General features: G+C 63.7%; 19 protein-coding genes. 8 read left to right on the top strand and 11 right to left on the bottom strand.

All coding sequences use genetic code 11. The features are described from left to right. Nucleotides 1-113: 113 nt before the first annotated feature. The 6 genes from SPBM01_RS05295 to SPBM01_RS05270 all read right to left on the bottom strand — a co-directional run bounded on the left by SPBM01_RS05295 (nt 114) and on the right by SPBM01_RS05270 (nt 4,789). On the bottom strand, nt 114-1,184 hold the full coding sequence (locus SPBM01_RS05295; protein ID WP_188064325.1) for a FecR family protein: 1,071 nt from the start codon (nt 1,182-1,184) through the stop codon (nt 114-116). Beyond that, a complete protein-coding gene (locus SPBM01_RS05290; protein ID WP_188064324.1) occupies nt 1,177-1,719 on the bottom strand; it encodes an RNA polymerase sigma factor in 543 nt (180 codons plus the stop codon). Before SPBM01_RS05290 ends, SPBM01_RS05295 begins: the two co-directional genes overlap by 8 nt. A 286-nt stretch (nt 1,720-2,005) precedes the next feature. Then, entirely contained in the window at nt 2,006-2,401 is a 396-nt protein-coding gene (locus SPBM01_RS05285) for a MarR family winged helix-turn-helix transcriptional regulator (RefSeq protein ID WP_188064323.1), read from the bottom strand. 3 nt (nt 2,402-2,404) lie between these two features. Then, nucleotides 2,405-3,316: a phytanoyl-CoA dioxygenase family protein gene (locus tag SPBM01_RS05280; RefSeq protein WP_262504332.1), complete on the bottom strand. Its 912-nt coding sequence runs from the start codon at nt 3,314-3,316 to the stop codon at nt 2,405-2,407. A 10-nt stretch (nt 3,317-3,326) separates the two neighbouring features. Beyond that, complete coding sequence (locus SPBM01_RS05275; RefSeq protein WP_188064322.1) at nt 3,327-3,953, bottom strand: acyl-homoserine-lactone synthase; 627 nt, start codon at nt 3,951-3,953, stop codon at nt 3,327-3,329. Nucleotides 3,954-4,030: 77 nt separating this feature from the next. Then, on the bottom strand, nt 4,031-4,789 hold the full coding sequence (locus SPBM01_RS05270; protein ID WP_188064321.1) for a helix-turn-helix transcriptional regulator: 759 nt from the start codon (nt 4,787-4,789) through the stop codon (nt 4,031-4,033). A 224-nt stretch (nt 4,790-5,013) separates the two neighbouring features. On the opposite strand from SPBM01_RS05270, the gene SPBM01_RS05265 reads away from it, so the two are divergent. Genes SPBM01_RS05265 through SPBM01_RS05255 form a run of 3 tightly spaced genes read left to right on the top strand, consistent with a single transcriptional unit; the run spans nt 5,014 to nt 9,014 of the window. Beyond that, nucleotides 5,014-5,925, top strand: coding sequence for a toprim domain-containing protein (locus SPBM01_RS05265; RefSeq protein ID WP_188064320.1), 912 nt, complete (start codon nt 5,014-5,016; stop codon nt 5,923-5,925). 33 nt (nt 5,926-5,958) lie between these two features. Further along, nucleotides 5,959-8,001 carry a ParB/RepB/Spo0J family partition protein gene (locus tag SPBM01_RS05260; protein ID WP_188064319.1) on the top strand — a complete coding sequence of 681 codons (2,043 nt, stop codon included), beginning with the start codon at nt 5,959-5,961 and terminating at the stop codon, nt 7,999-8,001. 59 nt (nt 8,002-8,060) lie between these two features. After that, complete coding sequence (locus SPBM01_RS05255) at nt 8,061-9,014, top strand: hypothetical protein (protein WP_188064318.1); 954 nt, start codon at nt 8,061-8,063, stop codon at nt 9,012-9,014. Between the two features lie 106 nt (nt 9,015-9,120). On the opposite strand, the gene arsH is transcribed toward SPBM01_RS05255, so the two are convergent. Genes arsH through SPBM01_RS05230 form a run of 5 tightly spaced genes read right to left on the bottom strand, consistent with a single transcriptional unit; the run spans nt 9,121 to nt 12,228 of the window. Next, entirely contained in the window at nt 9,121-9,861 is a 741-nt protein-coding gene (arsH, locus tag SPBM01_RS05250) for an arsenical resistance protein ArsH (protein ID WP_047100423.1), read from the bottom strand. Continuing rightward, nucleotides 9,858-10,928: an ACR3 family arsenite efflux transporter gene (gene arsB, locus SPBM01_RS05245; protein ID WP_047100424.1), complete on the bottom strand. Its 1,071-nt coding sequence runs from the start codon at nt 10,926-10,928 to the stop codon at nt 9,858-9,860. The genes arsH and arsB overlap by 4 nt, the downstream gene beginning before the upstream one ends. Nucleotides 10,929-10,931: 3 nt before the next feature. After that, nucleotides 10,932-11,357, bottom strand: coding sequence for an arsenate reductase (glutaredoxin) (gene arsC, locus SPBM01_RS05240; protein WP_047100425.1), 426 nt, complete (start codon nt 11,355-11,357; stop codon nt 10,932-10,934). Continuing rightward, nucleotides 11,354-11,884: an arsenate reductase ArsC gene (locus tag SPBM01_RS05235; protein ID WP_107394420.1), complete on the bottom strand. Its 531-nt coding sequence runs from the start codon at nt 11,882-11,884 to the stop codon at nt 11,354-11,356. Before SPBM01_RS05235 ends, arsC begins: the two co-directional genes overlap by 4 nt. Before the next feature lie 11 nt (nt 11,885-11,895). Next, a complete protein-coding gene (locus tag SPBM01_RS05230; RefSeq protein ID WP_047100427.1) occupies nt 11,896-12,228 on the bottom strand; it encodes an ArsR/SmtB family transcription factor in 333 nt (110 codons plus the stop codon). Nucleotides 12,229-12,383: 155 nt separating this feature from the next. Between SPBM01_RS05230 and SPBM01_RS05225 the strand changes: the two genes are divergently transcribed. From SPBM01_RS05225 to SPBM01_RS05205, 5 genes are all read left to right on the top strand, one after another. Beyond that, a complete protein-coding gene (locus SPBM01_RS05225) occupies nt 12,384-13,526 on the top strand; it encodes a tyrosine-type recombinase/integrase (RefSeq protein WP_047100428.1) in 1,143 nt (380 codons plus the stop codon). Continuing rightward, nucleotides 13,516-15,312: a site-specific integrase gene (locus SPBM01_RS05220; RefSeq protein WP_126014903.1), complete on the top strand. Its 1,797-nt coding sequence runs from the start codon at nt 13,516-13,518 to the stop codon at nt 15,310-15,312. The genes SPBM01_RS05225 and SPBM01_RS05220 overlap by 11 nt, the downstream gene beginning before the upstream one ends. Continuing rightward, the gene (locus SPBM01_RS05215) at nt 15,309-17,156 is read left to right on the top strand and encodes an integrase (RefSeq protein WP_245897014.1); all 1,848 of its coding nucleotides are present in this window, start codon (nt 15,309-15,311) and stop codon (nt 17,154-17,156) included. Before SPBM01_RS05220 ends, SPBM01_RS05215 begins: the two co-directional genes overlap by 4 nt. A 58-nt stretch (nt 17,157-17,214) precedes the next feature. Beyond that, the gene (locus tag SPBM01_RS05210) at nt 17,215-17,580 is read left to right on the top strand and encodes a hypothetical protein (protein WP_232333044.1); all 366 of its coding nucleotides are present in this window, start codon (nt 17,215-17,217) and stop codon (nt 17,578-17,580) included. Between the two features lie 246 nt (nt 17,581-17,826). Then, the gene (locus tag SPBM01_RS05205) at nt 17,827-22,146 is read left to right on the top strand and encodes a strawberry notch-like NTP hydrolase domain-containing protein (RefSeq protein WP_262504330.1); all 4,320 of its coding nucleotides are present in this window, start codon (nt 17,827-17,829) and stop codon (nt 22,144-22,146) included. Nucleotides 22,147-22,246: the final 100 nt, after the last annotated feature.

The raw sequence follows: 22,246 nt of genomic DNA, 5'->3' as shown, positions 1-22,246 counted from the left end.
AACCCCATGATCTACCCCCTTTTCAATCCCGCCATTTTGGCGAGGTTTTCAGGGTGCATCGCAGCAGAGATGCTAACTACGGGGTCACCACTGCAATATTTCTTTCATATTTATCATCGGGAGCGGAGCAGAATCTCATCGTGACGGGTTCGATCGATCTTCAGGTCGAACAAGGCCGCGAGCCGGTCGGCCGTCAGCTCGGGGTTGTCGACCCGGAAACGACCCGAGACCTTGAGCGCTCCTACCGCTGGATCGGCGACGCGGATCGGGATTGCAGCACCCCGATTGGCCTCGGCGATCACCTGGGACAACGGCGCCATGTCAAACTCCTTGGCGACGGGAATATCCGGCAACGCAGCGCCTGCAACAACGTCCCGGACCTTCGTCGTCGCTGCAAGGTCAGGCATACGGCCGTCACCGAAGCTCAGCACTTCCCCGGGGACCAGGCGCGTCGTCGCCTGCTTGTCTGGGTCCGCGTCGCCCGCTTCGCTGGGGCGCACGACATCCACCGCGCCGCGCAACAGTCGTACCGTCACGCCGCTTTCCTGGTTGATGATGACGTCGAAGATCGTTCCCCTTGCTGTCACGCTTCCTCCACCAGCAAGAACGACGAAGGGCCTGGTTTCATGGGCGACCTCGAAACGCGCTCGCCCGCGCTCAAGGCGCAGCGCGCGCCGCTGGCTGTCGAACGTCGTCGACAGAACGCTTTCGGCGTCCAGGGTGACCGTCGAGCCGTCGTCCAGCCTGAAGCTGCGACGCGCGCCACCCACCGTCGAGAGCCGTTGGCCGTCGGGCGCCGCTGCCGGATCCACCAAAGCAATCTCGGGGGTTCTGCCAAACATCGTTGAGAAGGAGTCCTGTCCAACCCAAGCGCCGATTCCAACGACCAGCAGAATGCTGGCGAGGATCGCCAAACCGCGCCAACGCGAGGGTGCCGAATAATGCTCCCCGCCATCGCCGTCGGCCGCCGCATTCGGCGACTCGGCCAGAAACTTGCCCAGGGCAAAAATTTCCCCGGCGCGATTATAGGCGCCAAGATGGACGGCCCCGAGGGCGAGCCAGGCGTCAAAATCCGCGCGATACTGTTCAGCGTCCGGGCCGCGCATGCGCGCGAACCAGAAGGAGGCCTCTTCGAGCAACTGATCCTGCCGGGGCACATTGCCCGGTATCTCATTTTCACCCATCGGTGTTGATGCTCTTGCTGATCCGGATGATTGCCTGAGCCACGTGCCATTCCACTGTGCGGATACTAATACCAAGCCTCTCGGCGATCTGCTTATATTCCAGTTCCTCCGCGCGGTGTAGCATATAGACCTCACGCGTTTTCGGCGGGAGAGTGTCGACGGCAGCGCGGTAACGCTCGCGCATCTGGTTTATCTCGGCCGCCGCATCGGGGCCAAGCGACTCTGGACCGATCGCCACATCCAATATGGCATGCGATCGTGCCCTGGCCCATCGCCGTACCCTATCCGCGAGGAGGTGCCGGACAATTCCCTGCAGGTACGCGCCGGGGTTTTGCGACGCCGCACCCGATTTGGATTCAGCAAGACGGGTGAAGGCCTCCTGGACGATGTCGTTGCGGTCGTCTTCGATCCAGATTTTGCGCTTGAGAAGTCGTCTGAGGCGCGGAGCCTCGGAGCGATAGACCGCCTCGAGCTGCTTGCGATCGATACCCTCCGGCTCGGTGCTCTGACCGCCGCCATCATCCGGCTCCGGCATTGCGTCAAGCACAGGACCACGAGGGCGCAGAGCAAAGCGCGCCGGTGAGCGTGTCAGGAAATTCAGTCACGACGGAACCGTCCAGGCGGGCCGGCCTACTTAAGTCCAATGCGCGCGCCCAACCGTCATGGATCGGCGCATTTTATGCCTGGTAGGTTTATCCTGCAGACGGCTTCCAGCCTATTCCCGCGCTGCACCCAAAATGTGCATTAACTCCATATCGGATGCAAGAGGACGACGTCACGAAATTGCCTTTGAAAGGGACGGGGCCGTTGCCACCCATGATTCATGGCGGACACTCCTTCAGTTCGGGCTTCGCAAGTATGTCGAGAAGGCCATCGAAATAGGCGTCGAGCAACGCGGTTCCCTCGGGCGATAGGTCGACATTGATCCGGCGCTGATCACGCGGATCGGGTGTCCGGACGAGCAGATTACGCTCGATCATTCGGTGGATCATCCGCAACGCAGTCCGGGCCGGCGCCTTCGATGCGCCGCAAAGGCTGGTCAACGATCTGGGCCGGCGATCCTCGCGCGCATACAGATCGAACAGCATGTTGAGAGCCGGCATCGAAAACAGGTCGCTGCCAAATCGGTTGCCGAGGAGGCAGTGCGCGCGAACTGCAAGGCTGATCATCACGCACCGGTCGAGCGTTGCCATGACGCTGGGTAGGGCGCCGCTCATGGGTCACCTCCGATCCGCCAGCCGCAGCCCGGCCGGCAATGTTCCAGCATAAAATTGCTCGATCAGCGCTTCCTGTTCCGGCCTCAGTGCATCGACAGCGCCAAGGGAGCCAGCGGCCTTAGCGTCGAGCAGTGTCGAGGGACAGCGCCCTTCGAACGTGCCGAGATTGGGCCGATGGGCCCGATAGCCCGCAAGCGCGGCGAGGCCGGCAGGGAACGCGCGCGCGACCTCGGGGGGATAAGCCAGCCACGGCAATTCATAAGGCTTGAGCCAGCCCAGGCTGTAGCTCACGATCATGCCGCGTCGCGAAATCGCCGTTCGGTTCGCGCCGCCACCATGCAGCGTGGAGCCCAGAAACAGGAGGGCGGCCCCCGGATCAAGCTCGGCCGGGATCGCTTCTACAGGATCGATGAGGATCTCGTCCTGTCGCAGATGGCTCCCCGGCCAAATGCGCGTGGCGCCATTGGCTTCGGTGTACGGCGTGAACGGCCACATCACATTGACCAGATATTCGACCCCGGGCGCCCGCACCGGCCACATATCCTGGTCCCGGTGCGGGGGCTGGACACGACCGCCGGGCAGGATTTCGATCGCCTGGGTCAGGTTGAGCTGGATGCTGTCGCAGCCGGCCCCCAGGATGCTCTGGACGATCTCCAGCACGAGCGCGTGACGAACGAACGCGTCCATGTGGGGTGATCGCCGCAGCAAGCCATGAAAGCGCTTGGTCCATTCGCCGTAAAATGGTCCCGACGCATGTGGCGTCCTGGCGAAATCATCCGCAAGATCGGTGGCGAGAGCATCGACCGCGACAGGCGAGATCGCATCGGGGATGATGCAATATCCATCGGCGGACAGCGCTTCCACCCATGTGGCGACGGCAATGTCCCTTGGGTCAGGGATGGGCTCCATGAGCATGGTCGCCTCCCTACGCCGCAAGCGGCGTTGAGACGCCGCCGAATTGAAGGGTAATCGAGGCATAGGTGCCGGCTTGGCGGAGCTGCTCAATTGTCCGCCCCGAGATATGGATTTGCAACGCGCCCGTCGTGGCGCCGGCAATCATCCGGGGCTCTCCCAGCGGCTCGCAGTGCCAACCCAGCGTCAGGATCTGGGTCAGCCATCCCGAATCCGCGATGCAGACGAAGCGCGTGATGCCATGCAGAAGCGCATATTGCACCGCGGCCGTCGTAAGGCGGTTCCGAACACGCAGCCGTTCCGCCGCGCGCAGGCGCGGCGAAAGGCAGCCGCGGGTGATCTCCCAGATATCGGCTCCGGACGGAGGCGGCTCATCGCACAGATGTGGGAAGATCGAGCCCAGCAGATGCGGCCGGTCGGTCGGCAGCAGACGGATCGATCCGAAATGCTCGCCGTCCTCCGCCGCGCTGATCAGATAGACGGCATCCTCGCCGTCGAACTGATCGATCTCGAATTGCCCATCGACGACTGGAACTTCCCATTGGCGCATATCGACGAACACGCGCTTGCGGTCCCGGTGCATATTGTCGAGTGTAGCCGAGGCGCCCGGACCGGCATGGCCTGCGAAATATTGAATCATGGAGCTTCTCCCGCTGGTTAGCGGAAGAACAGCTCAACCAAAGACGCCCCGGTTGCGACCCGCTGATCAGGGGGTTGTCAGCGTCCAAACACTTCCGAAAAGGAGATCTGACCATCGAACAACGCCCGCGCGATCAGGAGCGGGCGTTGCGCGTTGCCATAGGCGCGGCGGACATTCTCGACATGTTCATGCGCGGTCGCCGCCGAGATTCCGAGGAGAACACCGATTTCCGGATCTCCTTTTCCGCGTGCGACCAGAACGAGCGAGTCGCGCTGGCGTTCGGTCAACTGGGGCAGCGCGTCCAGACCCTCGGGAATCCCGCGGCGCGTTCGCATGATGCGGCGCGCCGCTTCGAACGCATAAGTCCCGATCATGTTGGCGATCGGCAGTGCGTTGGGGCGAAGCCGTTCCAGCGAGTCCCCGCCGAAGGAACAGGTGCCGCGATACTCTCCAGGAACATGCACAGGAATTGTATAGCCTTCGCTGAGACCATAGGGGCGGGCTGCATCGAGGATGATCTTCTGCTTCTGGGTGAGCCGGATCATCGTCGGCACATCGGACCAGAGAAAGCCCATCGCGGTCCGGGTGCTCGCCAAATGGACGGGATCGTAGACGAAATAACCTTCGCCGAGCGATCGTTCGATCCATGCGGGATGATAGTTGGTGATACGAATGGCGTCCTGTGGAGGCCCTGAGAGGTCGACATGATGCCCCATGGCGAACTGTCGAAATCCAAGATCAAAGGCACATTGTTCCAAATGGAGATGTAACTGATCCTCCATCTGCACGCTGAGAAAGCCGTTGATCATCTTCTTGAAGTTAAACTGGTCCACCATCTGCTCGCTCCAAAGTTGAGAGGCTGAGCATCTCCCTTTGGTGACGGGCTTCTTGTAACATTTTGCGCAGAAATTGCAGCTTTTCGCCATAATCACCATTTCGGATCGAATTGCGCGCGGCGGTCTAACGGCCGTCGTGTCGCGCTGCAGGAATGTAAGCGAGACCGCAGAAGGGAAGGGGGATCGGGCTGTTGGTCAGTCTCTAGCTCAGTGGACCCAGCCCCATGTCGACTTCAGCACGTAATCTTGAACTCGAGGCCGCGGCGTCCGAACTCGTCAAGAGGCTTGGCGGCGTCTGGCGTCCCAATGGCGGGATGTGCTGCTGCCCTGCCCATGCCGATCGGACGCCCAGTCTGTCGGTACGCATTGGCGATCGGAGCCTGTTGTTCAAATGCTTCGCCGGTTGCTCGGGCGTCGACATCATTCGAGCGGTCCGGCGAATGAAGCTGGATGTTCCCGTGGAGGATAATTTGGGACCGCTCGCCTCGTCGCATTACGACATAGATATGGCCGAGCGTGCTCGCGCGATCTGGAGCCAGGCCGAACCCATCGCCGGGACGCCTGCAGCCGCCTATCTTGCGGCTCGGGGCATCGTGCATCTGTCACCGGCGTTGCGTTTCCATCCGCGCACGCCACTCGGACGAGGGCGCGCCGTTCGCTTTCGGCCAGCGCTGATAGCGGCCGTCCGCGAGCAATCGCGGATCGTGGCGGTCCAGCGAAACTTTCTCGATCGCGCGAATGCCGGACTTGCAGCTGATCTTCCCAAGCCCAAGCTGACATTGGGGCGACCGCTTGCAGGCGCCGTTCAGTTATACCGGCCGGGCAATTGCCTCGGCATCGCTGAGGGGATCGAGACCGCGGAATCCGCGGCGCTTCTGCTGGGTATCCCGGTCTGGGCGGCTCTTGGCAGTGAACGACTGGCCCGTATCGCGGTCCCCGATTTCGTCGAGCGCCTCATTCTCCTGCCCGACAATGATCTCGCCGGCCGCCTGGCCGAGCGACAGGCCCAGCTCGCCTATGCGCGCGCCGGTCGCGAGATCGTGACCCATTGGCCCTGGTATCGGTTGAACGATTGGAACCGCGTGCTGCTGCGGGAGGGGAAGGAGGTGGGTGATCGGGTGCGGTTAGCGGCCTGATGGTCAGGTGGCTCCGCCATTGGAGTGAACCCCATGACGAACCCGAACATCATCTACGTGCGGGCCCTGGACTGCACCAAATCGCCTCACAATGTCCGCACCCAAAGCGATGCGGATGCCGATGCCGAACTGGAAGCCAATATCGGCGAGAGCGGCATCGTCCTTCAGAACCTGATCGGCGTCGCCGTGCCGCGCAAGAAGGGCCATTACAGCATCTTCGGTGGCGGTCGCCGGCTCGACCGTATTCACAGCCTCATCGCCAAGGGCATTTTCGGCGAGGATTTCATGGTCCCGGTCCTTCCGGTGAAGAATGCCCGCGACGCCATCGAGATGAGCATGGCCGAAAACTACTTCAATCTCGCCATGAATCCGGCTGACGAGTGCCGGGGCTTCCAGGCTATCATCGAGCGCGAAAAGAAGACGCCCGTCGACGTTGCCAAGCGCTTCGGCAAAACCGAGCGTTTCGTACTCGGCAGGCTGCGCCTTGCAGGCTTGGCGGAACCGGTCTTCGAGGCGCTGCGCACAAGCGAGATCACGCTGGAAGTCGCCACGGCCTATGCCAGCACCTCCGACACCGAGCGGCAGGCGAAGGTGTTCGAGCAGATGGCAACCAGCTATCACCGACATAATGTGAACGAGATCCGGCGGCATCTCGCCAGCGGCTCGTACACTGGCGGTGATCCCAAGGCATTGCTCGTCGGCCGCGACGCCTATGTCGCGGCGGGCGGTCACATCGACAGCGATCTCTTCTCCAACACCATCACAGAAATCTGGCGCGACGGCGCCTTGGTCGACCGTCTCGCCGCCGAGGCGCTCGCGACGGCAGCGGAAGCGATCCGCGACCGTGAAGGGTTTGCCGAAGTCCGCACGATTGAGGCAACGACCATTCCCTATTCGGAGACCTTCCAGCTCGCACGTCTCGTCGGCGAGCCTGTCCCGCTCGCACCCGAGGCCGAGGTTCGCAAGGCGGAGATCGAAACGGAGATCGCCGAAATCGAAAGACAAGCCGAGGAAGCCGACGGTTATACCGAGGAACAGTCCGATCGGGTCGAGGCGCTCGAGGAAGAGATCGGCGCGATCATCGATACGCAGGAGGTCATCACGGAAACGCAGAAAGCCTCGGCGATCGCCTATGTCATGATCGGCAAGGACGGCCAGCCCTGCATCTACGAGCAGCTCTATGTCGCGGTTTCGGAAGACCCCGACGAGGAGGACGAAGACGAAGACATCGGTGATGACGAGGATCCGGCCGAGCATGATGGGGAGGACGCAGAGGCGCCTGCGACCGAGAGCTACAGCCAGAAGCTCAAGGACGAACTGGCGATGATGAAAACCGAGCTGCTCGCGCTTCATATTGCCAATGACCCGCACTTCGCCCTTGATCTCGGCACCTTCATCATGGTCGATGATGCCTGCCGCGCGGGCTATTACGGGATGCCTAGCGAACTTCGGGCAAGGTCGCCGAGCCCGCGCGTCTCCGGCTTTACGAGCGACACTCCGGCCGCACAGGCCTGGGCGAAACTCGACGAGGCGCTCGATCGGAGCTGGATCAACCACAAGGAGATCCATGAGCGCTATGATGCCTTCTGCGCGCTCGATGACGGCGCCCGCGCGGCCTGGCTCGGTTGGGCGGTTGCCCGGACGCTCCATGCCGTTCCCGACGGTATGACCGGCGGCAGCTTCCTCAATCATCTGGGGGCCAAGCTTCGCATCGATGTCGCGGCCTGGTGGCGTCCGACCGCGCGCAACTTCTTCGATCGCATCACCAGGCCTGCGATCCTGAAGCTGTTCGAGGCCATTGGCGGCAACGAGCTGAAGAGCCGCTACGCGGCATCGCGCAAGTTCGATCTGGCCGCATCGTCCGAAAAGTTGTTCGCCGGCCAGATCATCGCCGAGGCGGAGGTCAAGGAGCGGGCGATCGCCTGGCTTCCCGGACCGATGCGGTTCGCCACGGAGGATGCGGAGGCCGACGAGACCCTGTTCGGAGATGCGCCGAAGGTGGCGAACGATCAGGACCTCAACGACGCCGAGCAGATGCAGGACGACAAACCGGTCATACTGCCCGAGGCGGCCTGATCGAAACGAGGGAATCGGGGTCGCGGCATAGGCTGTGGCCCCGATTTTTCCGTGTCGCCATGTCGATAGAGATCGTCATCGGCCTGCCCCATCTGAACGAGGGTCCCATCCTCGCCCGGGCGCGACGCCTGCAGCAGCCCATGCTGATATCCGCCAATGCCCTATCTTCCTGGTCCAACCGGCGCGGCCGGCGCGAATGGACCGGATGGCGGCTCGGGCAACTCGCCAATGCTTATGGCCTTGCCGCGCTCGACCTCGACAGCGCCGGATTCGTGGCAATGGCCCGCTACCGCGGCTTCCCCTGGAGCGTGGACGACTATTTTCATCTCGCCAGTGCCTTTCCGTTCCGGCGCATTGCGAGTCTCGATTATTGCACCGAAACGGAAGTCGCCGCCGATCGCGAGGAAGTTCTCGACCGCATCTCGCGGACGATCCGCGCTAACCGGGACTGCCGCGAGCGTGCCGCCGATTTGGGGTTACTCGATCGCCTGATGCCTGTGATCCAAGGACGGCGCCCGAGCGATTATGAGCGCTGTATCGACGCGCTTTGGCTGTCGGTTCAGCCGGGAACGGTCATCGGTGTGGGTAGCATGTGCCGCCGCGAGATCGCCGGACCTGAAGGCCTCATTGCCGTCATCGAGCATCTCGACCGCATTCTGCCAGCCGGTGTCACCCTTCACGCTTTCGGCGTCAAAGGGTCGGCACTGCCTTATCTTGCCCCATTTTCCGGGCGGATCGCGTCGATCGACAGCCAGGCCTATGGCATCGCCGCACGCCGGGATGCCTATCGGCGCCGGGTGTCCAAGTCGGACGCGCTGGTCGCCGAGCATATGGAACGATGGACGCATCAGCAGCTCGTCCGCCTCACCGAACCTCCCCGTCGCCTTCGACATCAAGCTGTCAGATCCTGTTCGAGCTTTCCCGCGAACGCTTGGGAGGCGGCCATTCGGCACGCCCGAGCGGAGATTCGCGACCTGATCGAAAGCGGAGACCTCTTAGGTCCGGTCCTCTGATCTGTCTCATTAGGAACGGATGCGGAGAGGGATCAGGCCGACCGCCGCGCTAACCCAAAGAGCTGGCGGTGGTCGGCCTGATCCCTCGCTTGGCGAGGCGCTCGACTTAAGCGATCGACTGCGATGCCAGATCGGGGGCGGCATCCTGCTTTGCCGCCTCCGCCTTCCGCTCCGAATAGCGGTCGACGAGCTGCACGGCGTGCCCACGGGTGAGCACGGTAAAGCGCACCAGCTCCTCCATCACATCGACGATGCGGTCATAGTAACTGGAGGGCTTCATGCGACCGGCTTCGTCGAACTCCTTGTAGGCCATCGCCACGCTTGACTGGTTGGGGATGGTGAACATCCGCATCCAGCGGCCGAGCAGCCGGAGCGTGTTGACCGCGTTGAACGACTGCGATCCGCCCGACACCTGCATCACCGCCAGCGTGCGGCCCTGGGTCGGGCGCATCCCCTTCATCTCCAGCGGCAGATGGTCGATCTGCGCTTTCATGATACCGGTGATCTGGCCGTGACGCTCCGGGCTGCACCACACCATGCCCTCCGACCACATGGCATGGTCGCGCAGTTCATGGACGGCGGGATGATCGTCGCCCTTCACCTGATCGGGCAACGGCAGGTCGGTCGGATCGAAGATGCGCGTCTCCGCCCCGAAGAACTGGAGCAACCGTGCCGCCTCCTCGACTGCGAAACGCGAGAAGGACCGTTCGCGCAATGAACCATAGAGCAGCAGGATACGCGGCGGTGGATCGCCCGCACCAAGCCCGAACGCGGGCCGCTCATGGACATAGCGGAGATCGAGCGCCGGCAGATGATCCGGGTCGGTCAACTCGCTGATACGGGTCAAGCAGCGGCTCCCTTCTCATACCAGCCGCGTGTCCGCTTCACGATCGCCACGACCGACAGCATCACCGGCACCTCGACCAGCACGCCAACCACCGTGGCGAGCGCGGCGCCGGACTTGAGGCCGAACAGGCTTATTGCGGCGGCCACCGCCAGCTCGAAGAAATTGGACGCGCCGATCAGCGCGGCGGGCGCCGCCACGCACCATGCGACGCCAAAACGGCGGCTCAGCCAATAGGCCAGCCCGGCATTGAAATAGACCTGTACCAGAATCGGCACGGCGATGAGCGCGATCACAAAGGGCTGCGCGACGATTGCCTCGCCCTGGAAGCCGAACAGCAACATCAGCGTCGCCAGCAGGGCGGTGAGCGACACCGGCCCGAGCCGGGCCAGCAGCCGGTCAAGCGCGGCCTGTCCGCCTGATGCCAGCACGGCGCGACGGACGAGCTGCGCGACGATCACCGGCACGACAATGTAGAGGCCGACCGAGAGCAACAGCGTATCCCACGGCACCGTCACCGAGGCGACGCCGAGCAGCAGCCCGACCAGCGGTGCGAAGGCGAACACCATGATGAGGTCGTTCAGCGCCACCTGGCTCAACGTGTAATTGGGTTCGCCGTCGCAGAGGTTCGACCACACGAACACCATTGCCGTGCAGGGCGCAGCCGCCAGCAGGATCAGCCCGGCGATATAGGACGGCGCTTCGCCCGCCGGCAGCAACGGCGCGAACATCCAGCCCAGGAACAGCGTGCCGAGCAGCGCCATCGAGAAAGGCTTGACCGCCCAATTGATGAACAGCGTGACACCGACGCCCTTCCAATGCTGGCGCACCGATCCCAGCGCGCCGAAGTCGATCTTGAGCAGCATCGGCACGATCATCAGCCAGATCAGCACCGCGACGACGAGATTGACCCGCGCCACCTCGGCGGAGGCAATCGCGCCGAACAGGCCGGGCAACATATGGCCGAGCGCGATCCCAGCAACGATGCAGAGCGCCACCCACAGGGTCAGATAGCGCTCGAAGAAGGAGATGCCGGGACGAGCCGGCGTGGCGTCGAGAACGGTCGCCATGCCTCAGATCACCCGCGCGCCGGCCGCATCGACGACCTGTTGGCCGTCCTCCTTGGCGAATGCGCCCTGTTGCGGTGCGGGTAGCAGGTCCAGTACCGCCTCCGAAGGGCGACACAGTTTCACGCCGAGCGGCGAGACGACCAGCGGCCGGTTGATGAGGATCGGGTGTGCCATCATTGCGTCGATCAGGGCTTCATCTGACAGCGAGGGATCGCCCAGGCCTAGTTCGGCATAGGGCGTGCCCTTCTCGCGCAGCAGCTCGCGCGGCGTGATCCCGGCGCGCGCGATGAGCTGGACCAGCAATGGCCGCGACGGTGGGGTCTTCAGATATTCGATGACATGCGGCTCGATCCCGGCATTGCGGATCAGGCCCACCACGTTGCGCGACGTGCCGCACTCCGGGTTGTGATAGACGATGATGTCGGTCACGCCGCATCTCCCCGGCGAGTGGTCGAGCCTTCGGTATGGCCGATCTCGCGCAGCTTGGCGGTCAGCGCCGTGGCTTCGAGCTTGTCGATCGGCAGCGAGATGAACAGCCGGATACGGTTTTCCAGATAGTTCAGCGCCATCACGAAAGCGCGTTCGCGCTCTATGTCACCGCCCTGGACATGGCTTGGATCTTCGATGCCCCAATGGGCCGTCATTGGATGGCCGGGCCATACCGGGCAGACTTCACCGGCTGCGTCGTCGCAGACGGTGAACACGAAATCCATGACCGGCGCACCGGGCCGGGAAAACTCCTCCCAGCTTTTCGAGCGCAGGCCCTCGGTCGGATAGTCGAGCCGTTCCAGCAGTGCGAGCGCGTCGGGGTTAACCGCGCCCTTGGGATAGCTCCCGGCCGAGAAGGCATGGAAGCGACCTTGGCCGAGCTTGTTCATGGCGCTCTCGGCGAGGATCGAGCGTGCCGAATTGCCGGTGCAGAGGAACAGGACGTTGAACACGCGATCGGTGGACATGGCAGTCTCCGTCAGCAGCAGGGGACGAGTTCGGCGACGAGCGGTGCACACAGTTCCGGTTTTCCGGCGCAGCAGTCCTTCACCAGAAAGAGGGTCAGCGCGCGCAGCGCATCGAGGTCGGCGCAGTAGATGATCGACCGGCTTTGCCGCTCGGACTTCAGCAGGCCCGCGCGCGTCAACGCGGCGAGGTGCGCGGACATCGTGTTCTGAGGAACGTCGAGCGCTTTTGCGATCTCGCCGGCGGGCAATCCTTCGGGCTCGTGGCGCACCAGCAACCGAAATGCGTCAAGGCGTGTGCCCTGCGCGAGAGCGGCCAGGGCCGTGATAGCCGAATCAGTATCCATATATCCGAGATAGTGGATATATGGATGAATTGGAACAGGCGTCGTGTCGCCCGGCCCAAAAAGTGCTCGCTCAGCCGACTGTCCGAACTGGAAAGGCCGGGATGATGCTAGAATAACCGCCCTGATCCCGCGTGCGTGAGGCGGAGGTGTGATCCATGGTGACGATCATCCGTGCCGTTCCAGGTGAGCCCGGCATTCCCGCCGGGTTCCCCATCCTGTTCGACGCGAACATGGCCATCATCGAGCCGGCCTTTGCCTATCTGCTCGAACATGCCGAGGTTCATGGCCACTCCCAGGCCTCGGAGACGGTACGGACCTATGGCGAGCACCTGTATGAGTGGTTCGATGCGCTCGAGCAGTCCAACATCAAATGGGATGTCGCTGACGAGCATATACTCGCAGCTTATCGATCCCGAATGCTCGAAGGGCCGAGCCAGCATACCGGGCGGCCGTTTGCCCGCTCCACCATCAATGCCCGGGTTGCCACCGTCTATCGCTTCTATTCCTGGGCCCTCGATCACGACTTCATCCGGCATCGTGCGTTCCCGCGACCGTTGCAGACACGGCAGGGCAGGGGACCGCGTGTTGGGCCACAGATCAGACGCCGTTCGACCGGGAGCCTCACGGTCTCGGTCCCGGAGCAACTGCCACGACCAATGCGCCCCGATGAGCTGGCAAGGCTGTTCGCGCAGCTTGCGCCGACCGCGCGCCTTGCAGGGGAGTGGGCGCTGTGCGCAGGCCTTCGACGCAAGGAACTATGTGCTCTGGCGGTCGATCAGATACCGGATAGCTGGTCGCTTCACCCGGAAGAGACGCCGCTTGTAGGCGTGCCGCTCAGCATCACCAAGGGCGACCGGCCGCGAACGGTCTATCCGCCGGTTCGCCTGCTTGATCGCACGCACTGGTATATCGGAGAGGACCGGGCCCGGATCGTGCGGCGCGCGCGCAATGCCGATCCCCGCTACAGGGCGCCGCCCAATCTTCTCCTGAATGAACATGGCCGTGCGATGACGCGCAAACGCCTGACGGCGCTTCTGTCCGAGGCGTTCGCGGCCGCTGGGTTGCCCGGCACGCTGCATTGGCTCCGTCACACCTTCGCGATGGTGATGCTCACGCGGCTTCAGATCCAGGCTCGTGCCAATCCGGCGCTGAATCCGCTGAAGATCGTCCAGGTTCTGTTGGGCCATGCCTCGATCGCGACGACCGCCATCTACCTGCGCTGCGTCGAGCTGTACGAACCCGATATCAACGAGAGCCTTGCCTGGCTCTACGGCGAAGCGATCAACGATGCTGGCTGAGGGACGGATCGACCGCCGTATCGCGATCGATCGAGCATCGACCGCGCAAGCGCCAGATGATCGACGCTTCTCCTTTCGTGATGAATGGGGACAGGTCGTGCAGACGTTCGATCCGGTCGCCCTCGACATGCCACATGACCTCACCTGCGCCTTTGTCGAGGCGTTCAGGGTTCATGATGCCGGATCTTCGATCTCCACACGACGCGGACGCTGGAGAGTGATCCGGCGCTTCGGTCGCTTCCTACGCACAGAAGGCGTAAGCTGTGCTGCTGATGTGAACGCCGGCACGATCCGGCGCTACATTGATGCGCTGGCACCCTCGATAGAAGGCCGCCAGCTCAGCCGAGCCACGATGGCTCAACGCTTCGCCAGCCTGAAACCATTGCTCGAGCGCATCGAGCAGACCGATCCGGATCTGTTCGGGAGCGCGCTCGCCATCCCCTACAGCCCGTTCCCCAGCACGGGGTGGGCGCCAGAACCCAAAGCCCGGCTCACGGCAGCGGAAATGAAAACGATCCTCGCGGCCGCCTATGAAGAGATCGACATCGCATGGGCGCGGTTCCAGCGCGGCCAGAAGATCATCGCCTCTCCCCAACCCCCGGAGGGAACTGGTCCGAGAGAGGCGCTCGCGCGCTGGGTGTGGAAACTCCACCGGATCGGCGGCGGCATCGCTCCGAGCGGCGAGGCAATCCGCGCTGCCGGGATCAACCCGAACTCGCTCGAGCATCATGGACGTCAGGAGGCGATCGCTCAGCATTATCACCTGACCTCGCACACGATGGGGCCGTTCTTTGTCGCGCTGGCGATCCAGCTTGCCGCCAATCCCCAGCCTCTTCGGGCGATCCGCCGCGACTGCCTCGTGCCCCATCCACTCGATGATCATCGGGTCATGGTGGAATGGCTCAAGCAGCGGGGCGGTCGAACTCCGAAAATGCAGCGTCGGTCCTTCGACCGCCGTAAAATGCGATCCGCACCGCGTCTGATCGAAATGCTGCTGGCGATGACCGAGCCGCTGATCGAGCATGCTCCGCCTGAAGAACGGGAATGTCTGTTCCTGATCCGCTATCTGTCGCGGGCCTATTATCGCAGGCACGACTATCCTGCCGGCCTGATCGCGCCCGACAGCATCCCCGGGTTCATCAATCGCTTCATCGGCCGCACCAACAGGCGGATCGAACGCTGGAACACCGCACATCCGGAGCAACCGAAACCACTGGTGCCCAAGTTCACGGCCTCGCAACTACGCGGCAGCGTCGCCACGGAGCATTATCTGGCTTCTGGCGGCGACCTGCGCGCGGCAGGGACGGTTCTCAATCACGCCAGCCTCGTCACGACCGATCGCTACGTCGAGGGACCGGCCGCACGGAAGCTCGAGCAGGAGACGATCGCGCGCCTTCAGAAGCTCATGGTAGCCTGGGTCTGCGGACCCGACCGGAAGGAGCCCGCCCGCCACGGCCCGGTAACGGCATTGTTCGGGCATCGTTGTCTGGCGCCTGTCGAACAGGGCGCTGACGGAAATCCGCATCTCTGTCCGAGACTGCGAGGTTGCCTTGCCTGTCCGGGGCTGATCGTTCCGCTTGATGTCGAGCGGTTCGCGCGCGTGCTGCAAGCTCGCCGGCATCTTCTCGACGCCCGCGATCAGATCGATCCGGCTCGCTGGGCGTTGTTCTATGCGCCCAGCTTGCAGGTGCTCGAACATGATCTTCTTCCGGCGTTCCCGCCCGACTTGAGGGAGGAGGCAGAACAACGGGCCGCGATGCTCCCCGATCTCCCGGAACTGGAATGAGCGTTCCGCTCCTCGCCTTGCCGCAGGCCTCGCTGCGCGTCTCTCCGCACTCGATGTTCGGCGACGACCATTGGCAGATGGCGACAGGCGTCGTGGGTCAGCGGGACACCACCTTCCGCGTCGACTGGGGGTTCACACTGCCCGACGGAAGCCGGTTCAACGAGCCGCATTGGCGGACGCTGCGCGAGGCGAGCAAGCATCTGCTCTGGTCGTTGCACAGCGATCCACCTCCCGGTCGATCCGCGCTCTCGTTACGTTCGCTTGGAACGCAGGGAACGCTCCAGCGGGTCGTGCTGGAATGGATGGCGGGCCGCGGCCTGGCTCGATGGTCGGAACTGGATGACGAGGCCATCCGGCATCTATTCGATGATCTCGCCCAGCGCCCGAGAGACAATGGCACGATGGCGCTATCGACCGCGAGCAACTACCGCACGCTGCTGCGGGCGTTTTACCAACAGCGTGAGAAGCTTCCCGACACCCCGAAATCCGCGCCGCCTGCGCTCAATGAGCTGGGCCGTTGGCGCCCGGTCGAGCGGTGGCCCTATACGCCTGATGAAATCGCAATGCCGCTCGTTGCGGGAGCGCTCCATCTCATCGGCGAGCCAGCCGATACCATCCTTCATATGCGTGACGACATACAGGCGCTGCACGATGCGGCTTCCGCAAAAGGGCATGCAAAACCGGGGCGTTCCAGGCGCATACGCCGATACCTGCACGCTGCTCCACCGATCGAGTTTGTTCCTGGGCAGGCTCAGCCGCTGACGGTCCAGCCGATGCTCACCTTCAATGGCATGGTGGCCCGTCTCTACGAGGCTTGCTTCATTGTCCTCGCCTATCTCGTTGGGCCGCGCGCTTCGGAAATCCTATCGCTGGAAGCCGGTTGCATCGAGCGGGTGCAGGGCGAGCAGCAGAAGATGTTCGCCTATCTGACCGGCACGATCCGAAAGGACGCTCCAGGAGACGGAGTGCCGCATCGCTGGATCGCCCCCGAACCCGCCGTTCGCGCCATCGAAGTTCTTGAGCGCCTATCGGCACCATGGCGAGCGATCGACGGCCGACAATATCTCTGGCTGCTCCAGGTCCGCCCGGGGAGCGCGATCCGAACCTCGGCATTGCCGATCGAGCCGCTCACCAGTTCGGCTATGAATATACGCCTGAATGACGGCATTGGGGCCGCGCTTCGCCTTCCCGAAATCAACGGTGAAAGCTGGAGGCTTGCCACCCACCAGGGCCGCAAGACCTTCGCGCGGTTCGTGGGCCGGCGCGACAGGACCGGTCTCGCGGCATTGGCCAAGCATCTCGGGCATGTGACCCGCGCCATGACCGACCGCGCCTATGTCGGCACGGACTTCGAGCTGGTTGAACTGGTCGACGCCCAGGCGGCACGAGAAACCCGCGCCGCGCTCGAAGAGTTGCTGGTCGCGCCTCGCCTGGGCGGCAAGGCGGGGCGCGATCTTGCGGCGCGATCGCCGTTCCGCGGTCGCACGCACGATGGCGACCTCGATGCCTACATCACCCGCCTGTTGGCCGATACCGACATCAGGCTCGGCGTCTGCGACTGGGGCTACTGTCTCTACCGTCGGGAGACGTCTGCCTGCCTCGGGTCCGACAAAGAGCCCAATCCCGTTCTCCGCACGCAGGGCACATGCGTCACTTGCGCGAACTTCGCGGTGAGCGAACGTCACAAGCCGGTCTGGGAAGCCCGCCTGAAACGAAACCTGGCTCTCCTGGAAAGAACCGACCTTGACCCTGAAAGCCGAAATCTGGCGATCACGCGGGTCGAGGAGAGCCGCCGCGTGATCGACGATCTCGATTTGCAGCCCGCCGATGGCAACCTCGGCTGATACGCCCCAAGGGCGTCGCCGCGAGCGGGTCGCTACCCGCCTGCGGGAAGCTCTCGCCGTGTTGCGCGCCGATCCTGAATCCGAAATCTCCGTTGCGGCGCTGGCCCGGCACGCCGGCATCGGACGCAATGCGCTCTACACCAATCATCGCGCTGTGCTTGAAGATCTCCGTGCCCTTCAGGCTGAACGATCTCCGGCTTCGGGTCAGGATGAGGTTCCAAAGCTGGATGGAGGAAAGGGGGAGGCGGAGGTGCGGATCCGGGTGCTGGCCACCGAGAATGCCTCTCTCTTGCGGCGCGCGTTGATCGCGGAGAGCCGCGCGAAGCGGTTGGAGGAGCGCAATGCCGACCTTGTCCGCGAGCTTCGGGACCGACGCAATGTTGCTATGCTGCCGATCGCCCCGCCGAATGCGTCCGAAGAATAGCCGCGCGCGGGGCTAACCAGACGTCCGGTTAGCGAGCGCGCCCGAAAACCCTTCAAGGTCAGCCAACTGGACCTAATCGGACAGGCCGAACCAGACCTAAGACCTCGATCACGACGAAATCACCGATGCGTGGATCGAGCAATGGGCGGCCGACATCTATCGCGCGCCGGTCGGGGACCGAGGAGGGAAGGGGGAAGCGGCGGGGTGAGGGCCAGGGGCTCTCGATCATTTGCTGGAGAACCGCCCATGACCTATCCGCTCTTCGCCGCGCCTGCCGCGGTGTCCGAACCGTGCGCCAAGGCAATCTCGCTCCTCGACATCGCCAGGCTCCTCACGGGCCGTCTCGCCAAGGGGACAAGCGTCTCCCGCCAGACGCTCAAAGCCATGATGCGCGAGCGCTTCGGCGGTTCGGACGCCTGGGGCGATTGGTCGATGCGTGACGCCTATGAGTCGCTCGAGGCCGCCCAGGTGCTGCTCGCCCTCGATCCCGCGATTGGCCTTATCGACTATGACGATCCTGTCGCCGCGACCGCCGCACGAGACCGCGTTTCCCGATTGCTGCCGACCCAGAGTTATCGCAGCGAGCGCCAGGTCGACCTGCAGCAATTCTCCACGCCGTTGCATCTGGCGTGGCTCGCCGCCCATGCTGCCCGGATCACCGACGCTGATACGGTGCTTGAACCGTCGGCCGGCACCGGCATGCTCGCCGTTCATGCGCGGCAGCTTGGCGCCCAACTGATCCTCAACGAGCGCGACCCGCTGCGCGCCGATCTTCTGGCACTGACCCTCGACCAGCAGGTCAGCCGGCACGATGCCGAATTCATCCATGACATGCTCGATCCCGCCGATCGCCCCAACGTCGTGCTGATCAATCCTCCCTTCTCACGCAGCGAGGGCCGAGGCCGGGATCGTCATGCCGGCGCGCGTCATCTTCGTTCCGCCTTGTTGCGCCTTGCCGACGGTGGACGCTGCGTCGCGATCATGTCGCCGGCCTTCGCCCGCGATGGCACGGGATCGAAGGGCTATGATGCCGTCACGTCGCTTGTCCCGGCGCGGTTCGAGATCACGATCAACGGCCAGCCCTATGCCAAGCATGGTACCGCGATCTCGATCAGGCTGGTGATCTTCGACAAGGGTTGGACCGGCGAAACCGAATGTCACGTCGTCTCCGATCTGCGCGGCGCGCTGCCGATCGTCCTCAACGCGCCGCCGCGCCTGGATGCCGGCGAACCGCCACTGCCGCCCGTGGCGGTCGAGCAGTTCGTGCCGGCCAGACCGTTACTGGCAGCCCCGGCGCGCGCCGGCAGCCTGTTCGCGCGCGTTGAGCCACTCCGGCCTATAACGCCACCTCCAGCGCCGATGATCGCCGGTGAACCGGAACTTCTTGCCTACGAAGCGCTGGCCACGCCGCCGGCCGCCGGTGAGCAGATCGGCATCTATGTCCCCTGGCGGCTCGCCCGCATGGCTTTCACCGACGCCAATCCCCATCCTGACCAACTTGTCGAATCCGTGGCGATGTCGTCGATCCTGCCGCCGCTGCCATCCTATCGGCCGATGCTGCCGCCGCGCGCTGTCTCTGCGCTGTCGGAAGCCCAGCTTGAGACCGTGATCTATGCCGGGCAGGCCTTCGCCCGCGATCTGCCCGGCCGATTCGTGCCCAACCAGGCGGGCACGCTCCTCACGCCCGACACCGACGGCCACATCTATCGGCTCGGCTTCATGGTCGGCGACGGAACCGGGGTCGGGAAAGGCCAGCAAATCGCCGCCTGCATTCTTGATCGCTGGTGCCGCGGCCAGCGCCGCGCGATCTGGATTTCCAAGAGCAGCGCGCTGCTCGAAGATGCACGGCGCGACTGGAGCGCGCTCGGGGGCATGGCGATCGACATCCAGCCGCTTGATGCCTTCGCATTCGGTACGCCGATCACAATGGACAGCGGCATCCTGTTCCTGACCTTCGCGACGCTCCGCTCCCAACGCGAGGACGCGCAATCCCGCCTGCAACAGCTTCTCGCCTGGCTTGGCGAGGATTTCGACGGGGTCATTGCGATCGACGAGGCCCATGAACTCGCCAACGCCGCCGGCACCGACACACAATATGGCACCCAGAAAGGCTCCGAGCAGGGGCTGGCAGGCGTGCGGCTGCAGAACCTGCTGCCGCGTGCCTGTATCCTCTATAACAGCGCTACCGGCGCCACCGATCCCGCCAATCTTTGCTATACGAGCCGGCTAGGCCTTTGGGGGCAGGGCTCCGCCTTCGACACCCGCGAAGCATTTATGACGGCGATCGGCAGCGGCGGGATCGCGGCCATGGAGATTGTCGCGCGCGACCTGAAGGCGCTCGGCCTCTATACGGCACGCGCGCTCACCTTCTGCGGCGTCGAATATGATCCGCTCGAACACAAGCTCACGCGCGATCAGATTGCCGTCTATGATGCCTATGCCGACGCCTGGGCGCTGATCCACCAGAATCTCGACACCGTCCTCGAAGCGACCAACATCGTCGACGGCATGAATGGACGGGCGCTCAATGCCCAGGCCAAGGGCTCGGCGTTGTCCCGGTTCGAAAGTGCCAAACAGCGGTTTTTCGGCCAGTTGCTGATCGCCATGAAGCTGCCGACCGTCATCGGTGCGATCGAGGCGGATGTTGCCGAAGGGCGCCATGCCATCGTCCAGCTGGTCACGACGGCCGAGGCGATGCTGGACCGTCGTTTGGCGAGCCTCTCCGCCGACGAGCGCGCGCAGCTCGACATCGAACTATCCCCGCGCGAATATATGATCGACTATCTGAAATCCGCTTTCCCCACGCGGATGATGCGCGTCTTCAAGGGCTCCGATGGCGAACCTCGCTCGGAGTTGATGGTCGACGAGGATGGCCACCCTGTCCATAGTCAGGTCGCCCTCCAGGCGCGTGACGACCTGATCGAGCGCCTGTGTGCGATGCCGGCCATCCCCGCCGCGCTCGACGAACTGATCCGTCACTTCGGCACCGACGCAGTCGCCGAGGTGACTGGCCGGACGCGGCGCCTGGTGATCGACGGCAGCGGACGACAACAGATCGAACGCCGGACCGCGCGCAGTAATATTGTCGAATCCGACGCCTTCATGTCCGGCCGCAAGGCGATCCTTGCCTTTTCGGATGCCGGTGGGACAGGGCGCAGCTATCATGCCGATCGCAACTGTCCGACGGCCGACCGCCGCCGCGTTCATTATCTGCTCGAACCGGGTTGGCGCGCCTCCAGCGCAATCCAGGGTCTGGGGCGATCCAACCGAACCAACCAGCTCAGCGCGCCGATCTTCCGTCCGGTGACGACAGACTGCCGGGGCGAACGGCGCTTCATCAGCACGATCGCCCGACGCCTCGACAGTCTTGGCGCGCTCACCCGGGGACAGCGGCAGACCGGGGGCCAGAATTTGTTCGATCCGGCTGACAATCTGGAAAGCGATTATGCTCGCGATGCGCTGAGCCAATGGTATCATCTGCTCTATCGGGGCAAGCTTACCAGCGTCGCGCTCGACGATTTCATGCGCATGACAGGGCTCAAGCTCGTCGATCAGAATGGCGGCGGCCTTCTCGAAACCTTGCCCCCGATACAACGCTGGCTCAATCGGCTGCTGGCGCTGCGGATCGGCACCCAAAATGCGATCTTCGAGGAGTATATGGCGCTGATCCAGGCCCGCATCGATGCCGCGCGCGATGCTGGGACCCTCGATGTTGGCGTCGAGACGATCAGGGCCGAGCGGATTGTGCCGCTTGAAGAGCAGATCCTTCGCCGCGATCCGGTGACCGGCGCCGAGACCAGGCTCTGCCGTATCGAGCTTCATCATCGGCGCCGCGCGACTCCCCTTGAGCGTCTCATGGAGACATGGTCCGGGACGAAGGACATCGCGTTCCTGAAAAATGGCCGCTCGGGCCGGATCGCGCTACGGGTGCCTTCCTGGTCGATCCTCGACAATGACGGGCAATCCATTCAGGTCTGGGAGCTGATCCGTCCCGTCGGCTCCGAGCGCATTCGTCAGTCAGCGCTCGTCGAGAGCCATTGGCGCGAGATCGACATGGCCGGCTTTCGCACTGCCTGGGAGGCGGAATGCGCGGACATCGCCACGCGGATCGACGTCGAGACCATCAACATCGCCACGGGGCTGCTCTTGCCAGTCTGGAACCGGTTGCCCGATGACGATGTCCGTGTCTGGCGGATCTCCGATGCACAGGGCAATTCGCTCCTGGGCAGGATCGTCTCGCCCGCTGGTTTCGAGAAGCTTGCACAGGCGTTCGGCGTGACCATGGCTATCTCCCTGTCGCCGACCGAAATCGTCGCAGCGGCCCGCGGCAGCGACGGCGTCGCAATCCCCGAACTTCCGGGCGCGCGCCTTCAGCGTTCCTATGTCAACGATGAGGCGCGGCTGGAGATCAAAAGCTTCCCGCCCGATAAACGCGAGTGGCTGAAGTCGCTCGGCTGTTTTACCGAGATCATCAGCTACAAGACGCGCCTGTTCGTTCCGACCAATCGCGCCGAGGATATCCTCGGGGCAATTTCCGCAAACGCCGCTCCCTGGAAAGCGGGCTGACAGGCGCCCGACACACCCAATTTGCGACGAGCGACCGATGCCGAGCTGTCTCGGGCTGCGGCCCGGTCGCGCATATTGGCCGCATGGGAGGGAAGGGAGG

It is taken from the genome of Sphingobium sp. KCTC 72723, assembly GCF_014280435.1.
GTDB lineage: Bacteria > Pseudomonadota > Alphaproteobacteria > Sphingomonadales > Sphingomonadaceae > Sphingobium.
Note: the sequence above shows the minus strand (reverse complement) of the source record. Positions and strands in the feature narration are given on the sequence as shown.

Bases quoted from the DNA above. Each gene is read 5' to 3' on its own strand.
- SPBM01_RS05295 (WP_188064325.1), bottom strand. From the start codon at position 1,184: ATGGGTGAAAATGAGATACCGGGCAATGTGCCCCGGCAGGATCAGTTG.
- SPBM01_RS05290 (WP_188064324.1), bottom strand. From the start codon at position 1,719: ATGCCGGAGCCGGATGATGGCGGCGGTCAGAGCACCGAGCCGGAGGGT.
- SPBM01_RS05285 (WP_188064323.1), bottom strand. From the start codon at position 2,401: ATGAGCGGCGCCCTACCCAGCGTCATGGCAACGCTCGACCGGTGCGTG.
- SPBM01_RS05280 (WP_262504332.1), bottom strand. From the start codon at position 3,316: ATGCTCATGGAGCCCATCCCTGACCCAAGGGACATTGCCGTCGCCACA.
- SPBM01_RS05275 (WP_188064322.1), bottom strand. From the start codon at position 3,953: ATGATTCAATATTTCGCAGGCCATGCCGGTCCGGGCGCCTCGGCTACA.
- SPBM01_RS05270 (WP_188064321.1), bottom strand. From the start codon at position 4,789: ATGGTGGACCAGTTTAACTTCAAGAAGATGATCAACGGCTTTCTCAGC.
- SPBM01_RS05265 (WP_188064320.1), top strand. From the start codon at position 5,014: ATGTCGACTTCAGCACGTAATCTTGAACTCGAGGCCGCGGCGTCCGAA.
- SPBM01_RS05260 (WP_188064319.1), top strand. From the start codon at position 5,959: ATGACGAACCCGAACATCATCTACGTGCGGGCCCTGGACTGCACCAAA.
- SPBM01_RS05255 (WP_188064318.1), top strand. From the start codon at position 8,061: ATGTCGATAGAGATCGTCATCGGCCTGCCCCATCTGAACGAGGGTCCC.
- arsB (WP_047100424.1), bottom strand. From the start codon at position 10,928: ATGGCGACCGTTCTCGACGCCACGCCGGCTCGTCCCGGCATCTCCTTC.
- SPBM01_RS05235 (WP_107394420.1), bottom strand. From the start codon at position 11,884: ATGTCCACCGATCGCGTGTTCAACGTCCTGTTCCTCTGCACCGGCAAT.
- SPBM01_RS05230 (WP_047100427.1), bottom strand. From the start codon at position 12,228: ATGGATACTGATTCGGCTATCACGGCCCTGGCCGCTCTCGCGCAGGGC.
- SPBM01_RS05225 (WP_047100428.1), top strand. From the start codon at position 12,384: ATGGTGACGATCATCCGTGCCGTTCCAGGTGAGCCCGGCATTCCCGCC.
- SPBM01_RS05220 (WP_126014903.1), top strand. From the start codon at position 13,516: ATGCTGGCTGAGGGACGGATCGACCGCCGTATCGCGATCGATCGAGCA.
- SPBM01_RS05215 (WP_245897014.1), top strand. From the start codon at position 15,309: ATGAGCGTTCCGCTCCTCGCCTTGCCGCAGGCCTCGCTGCGCGTCTCT.
- SPBM01_RS05205 (WP_262504330.1), top strand. From the start codon at position 17,827: ATGACCTATCCGCTCTTCGCCGCGCCTGCCGCGGTGTCCGAACCGTGC.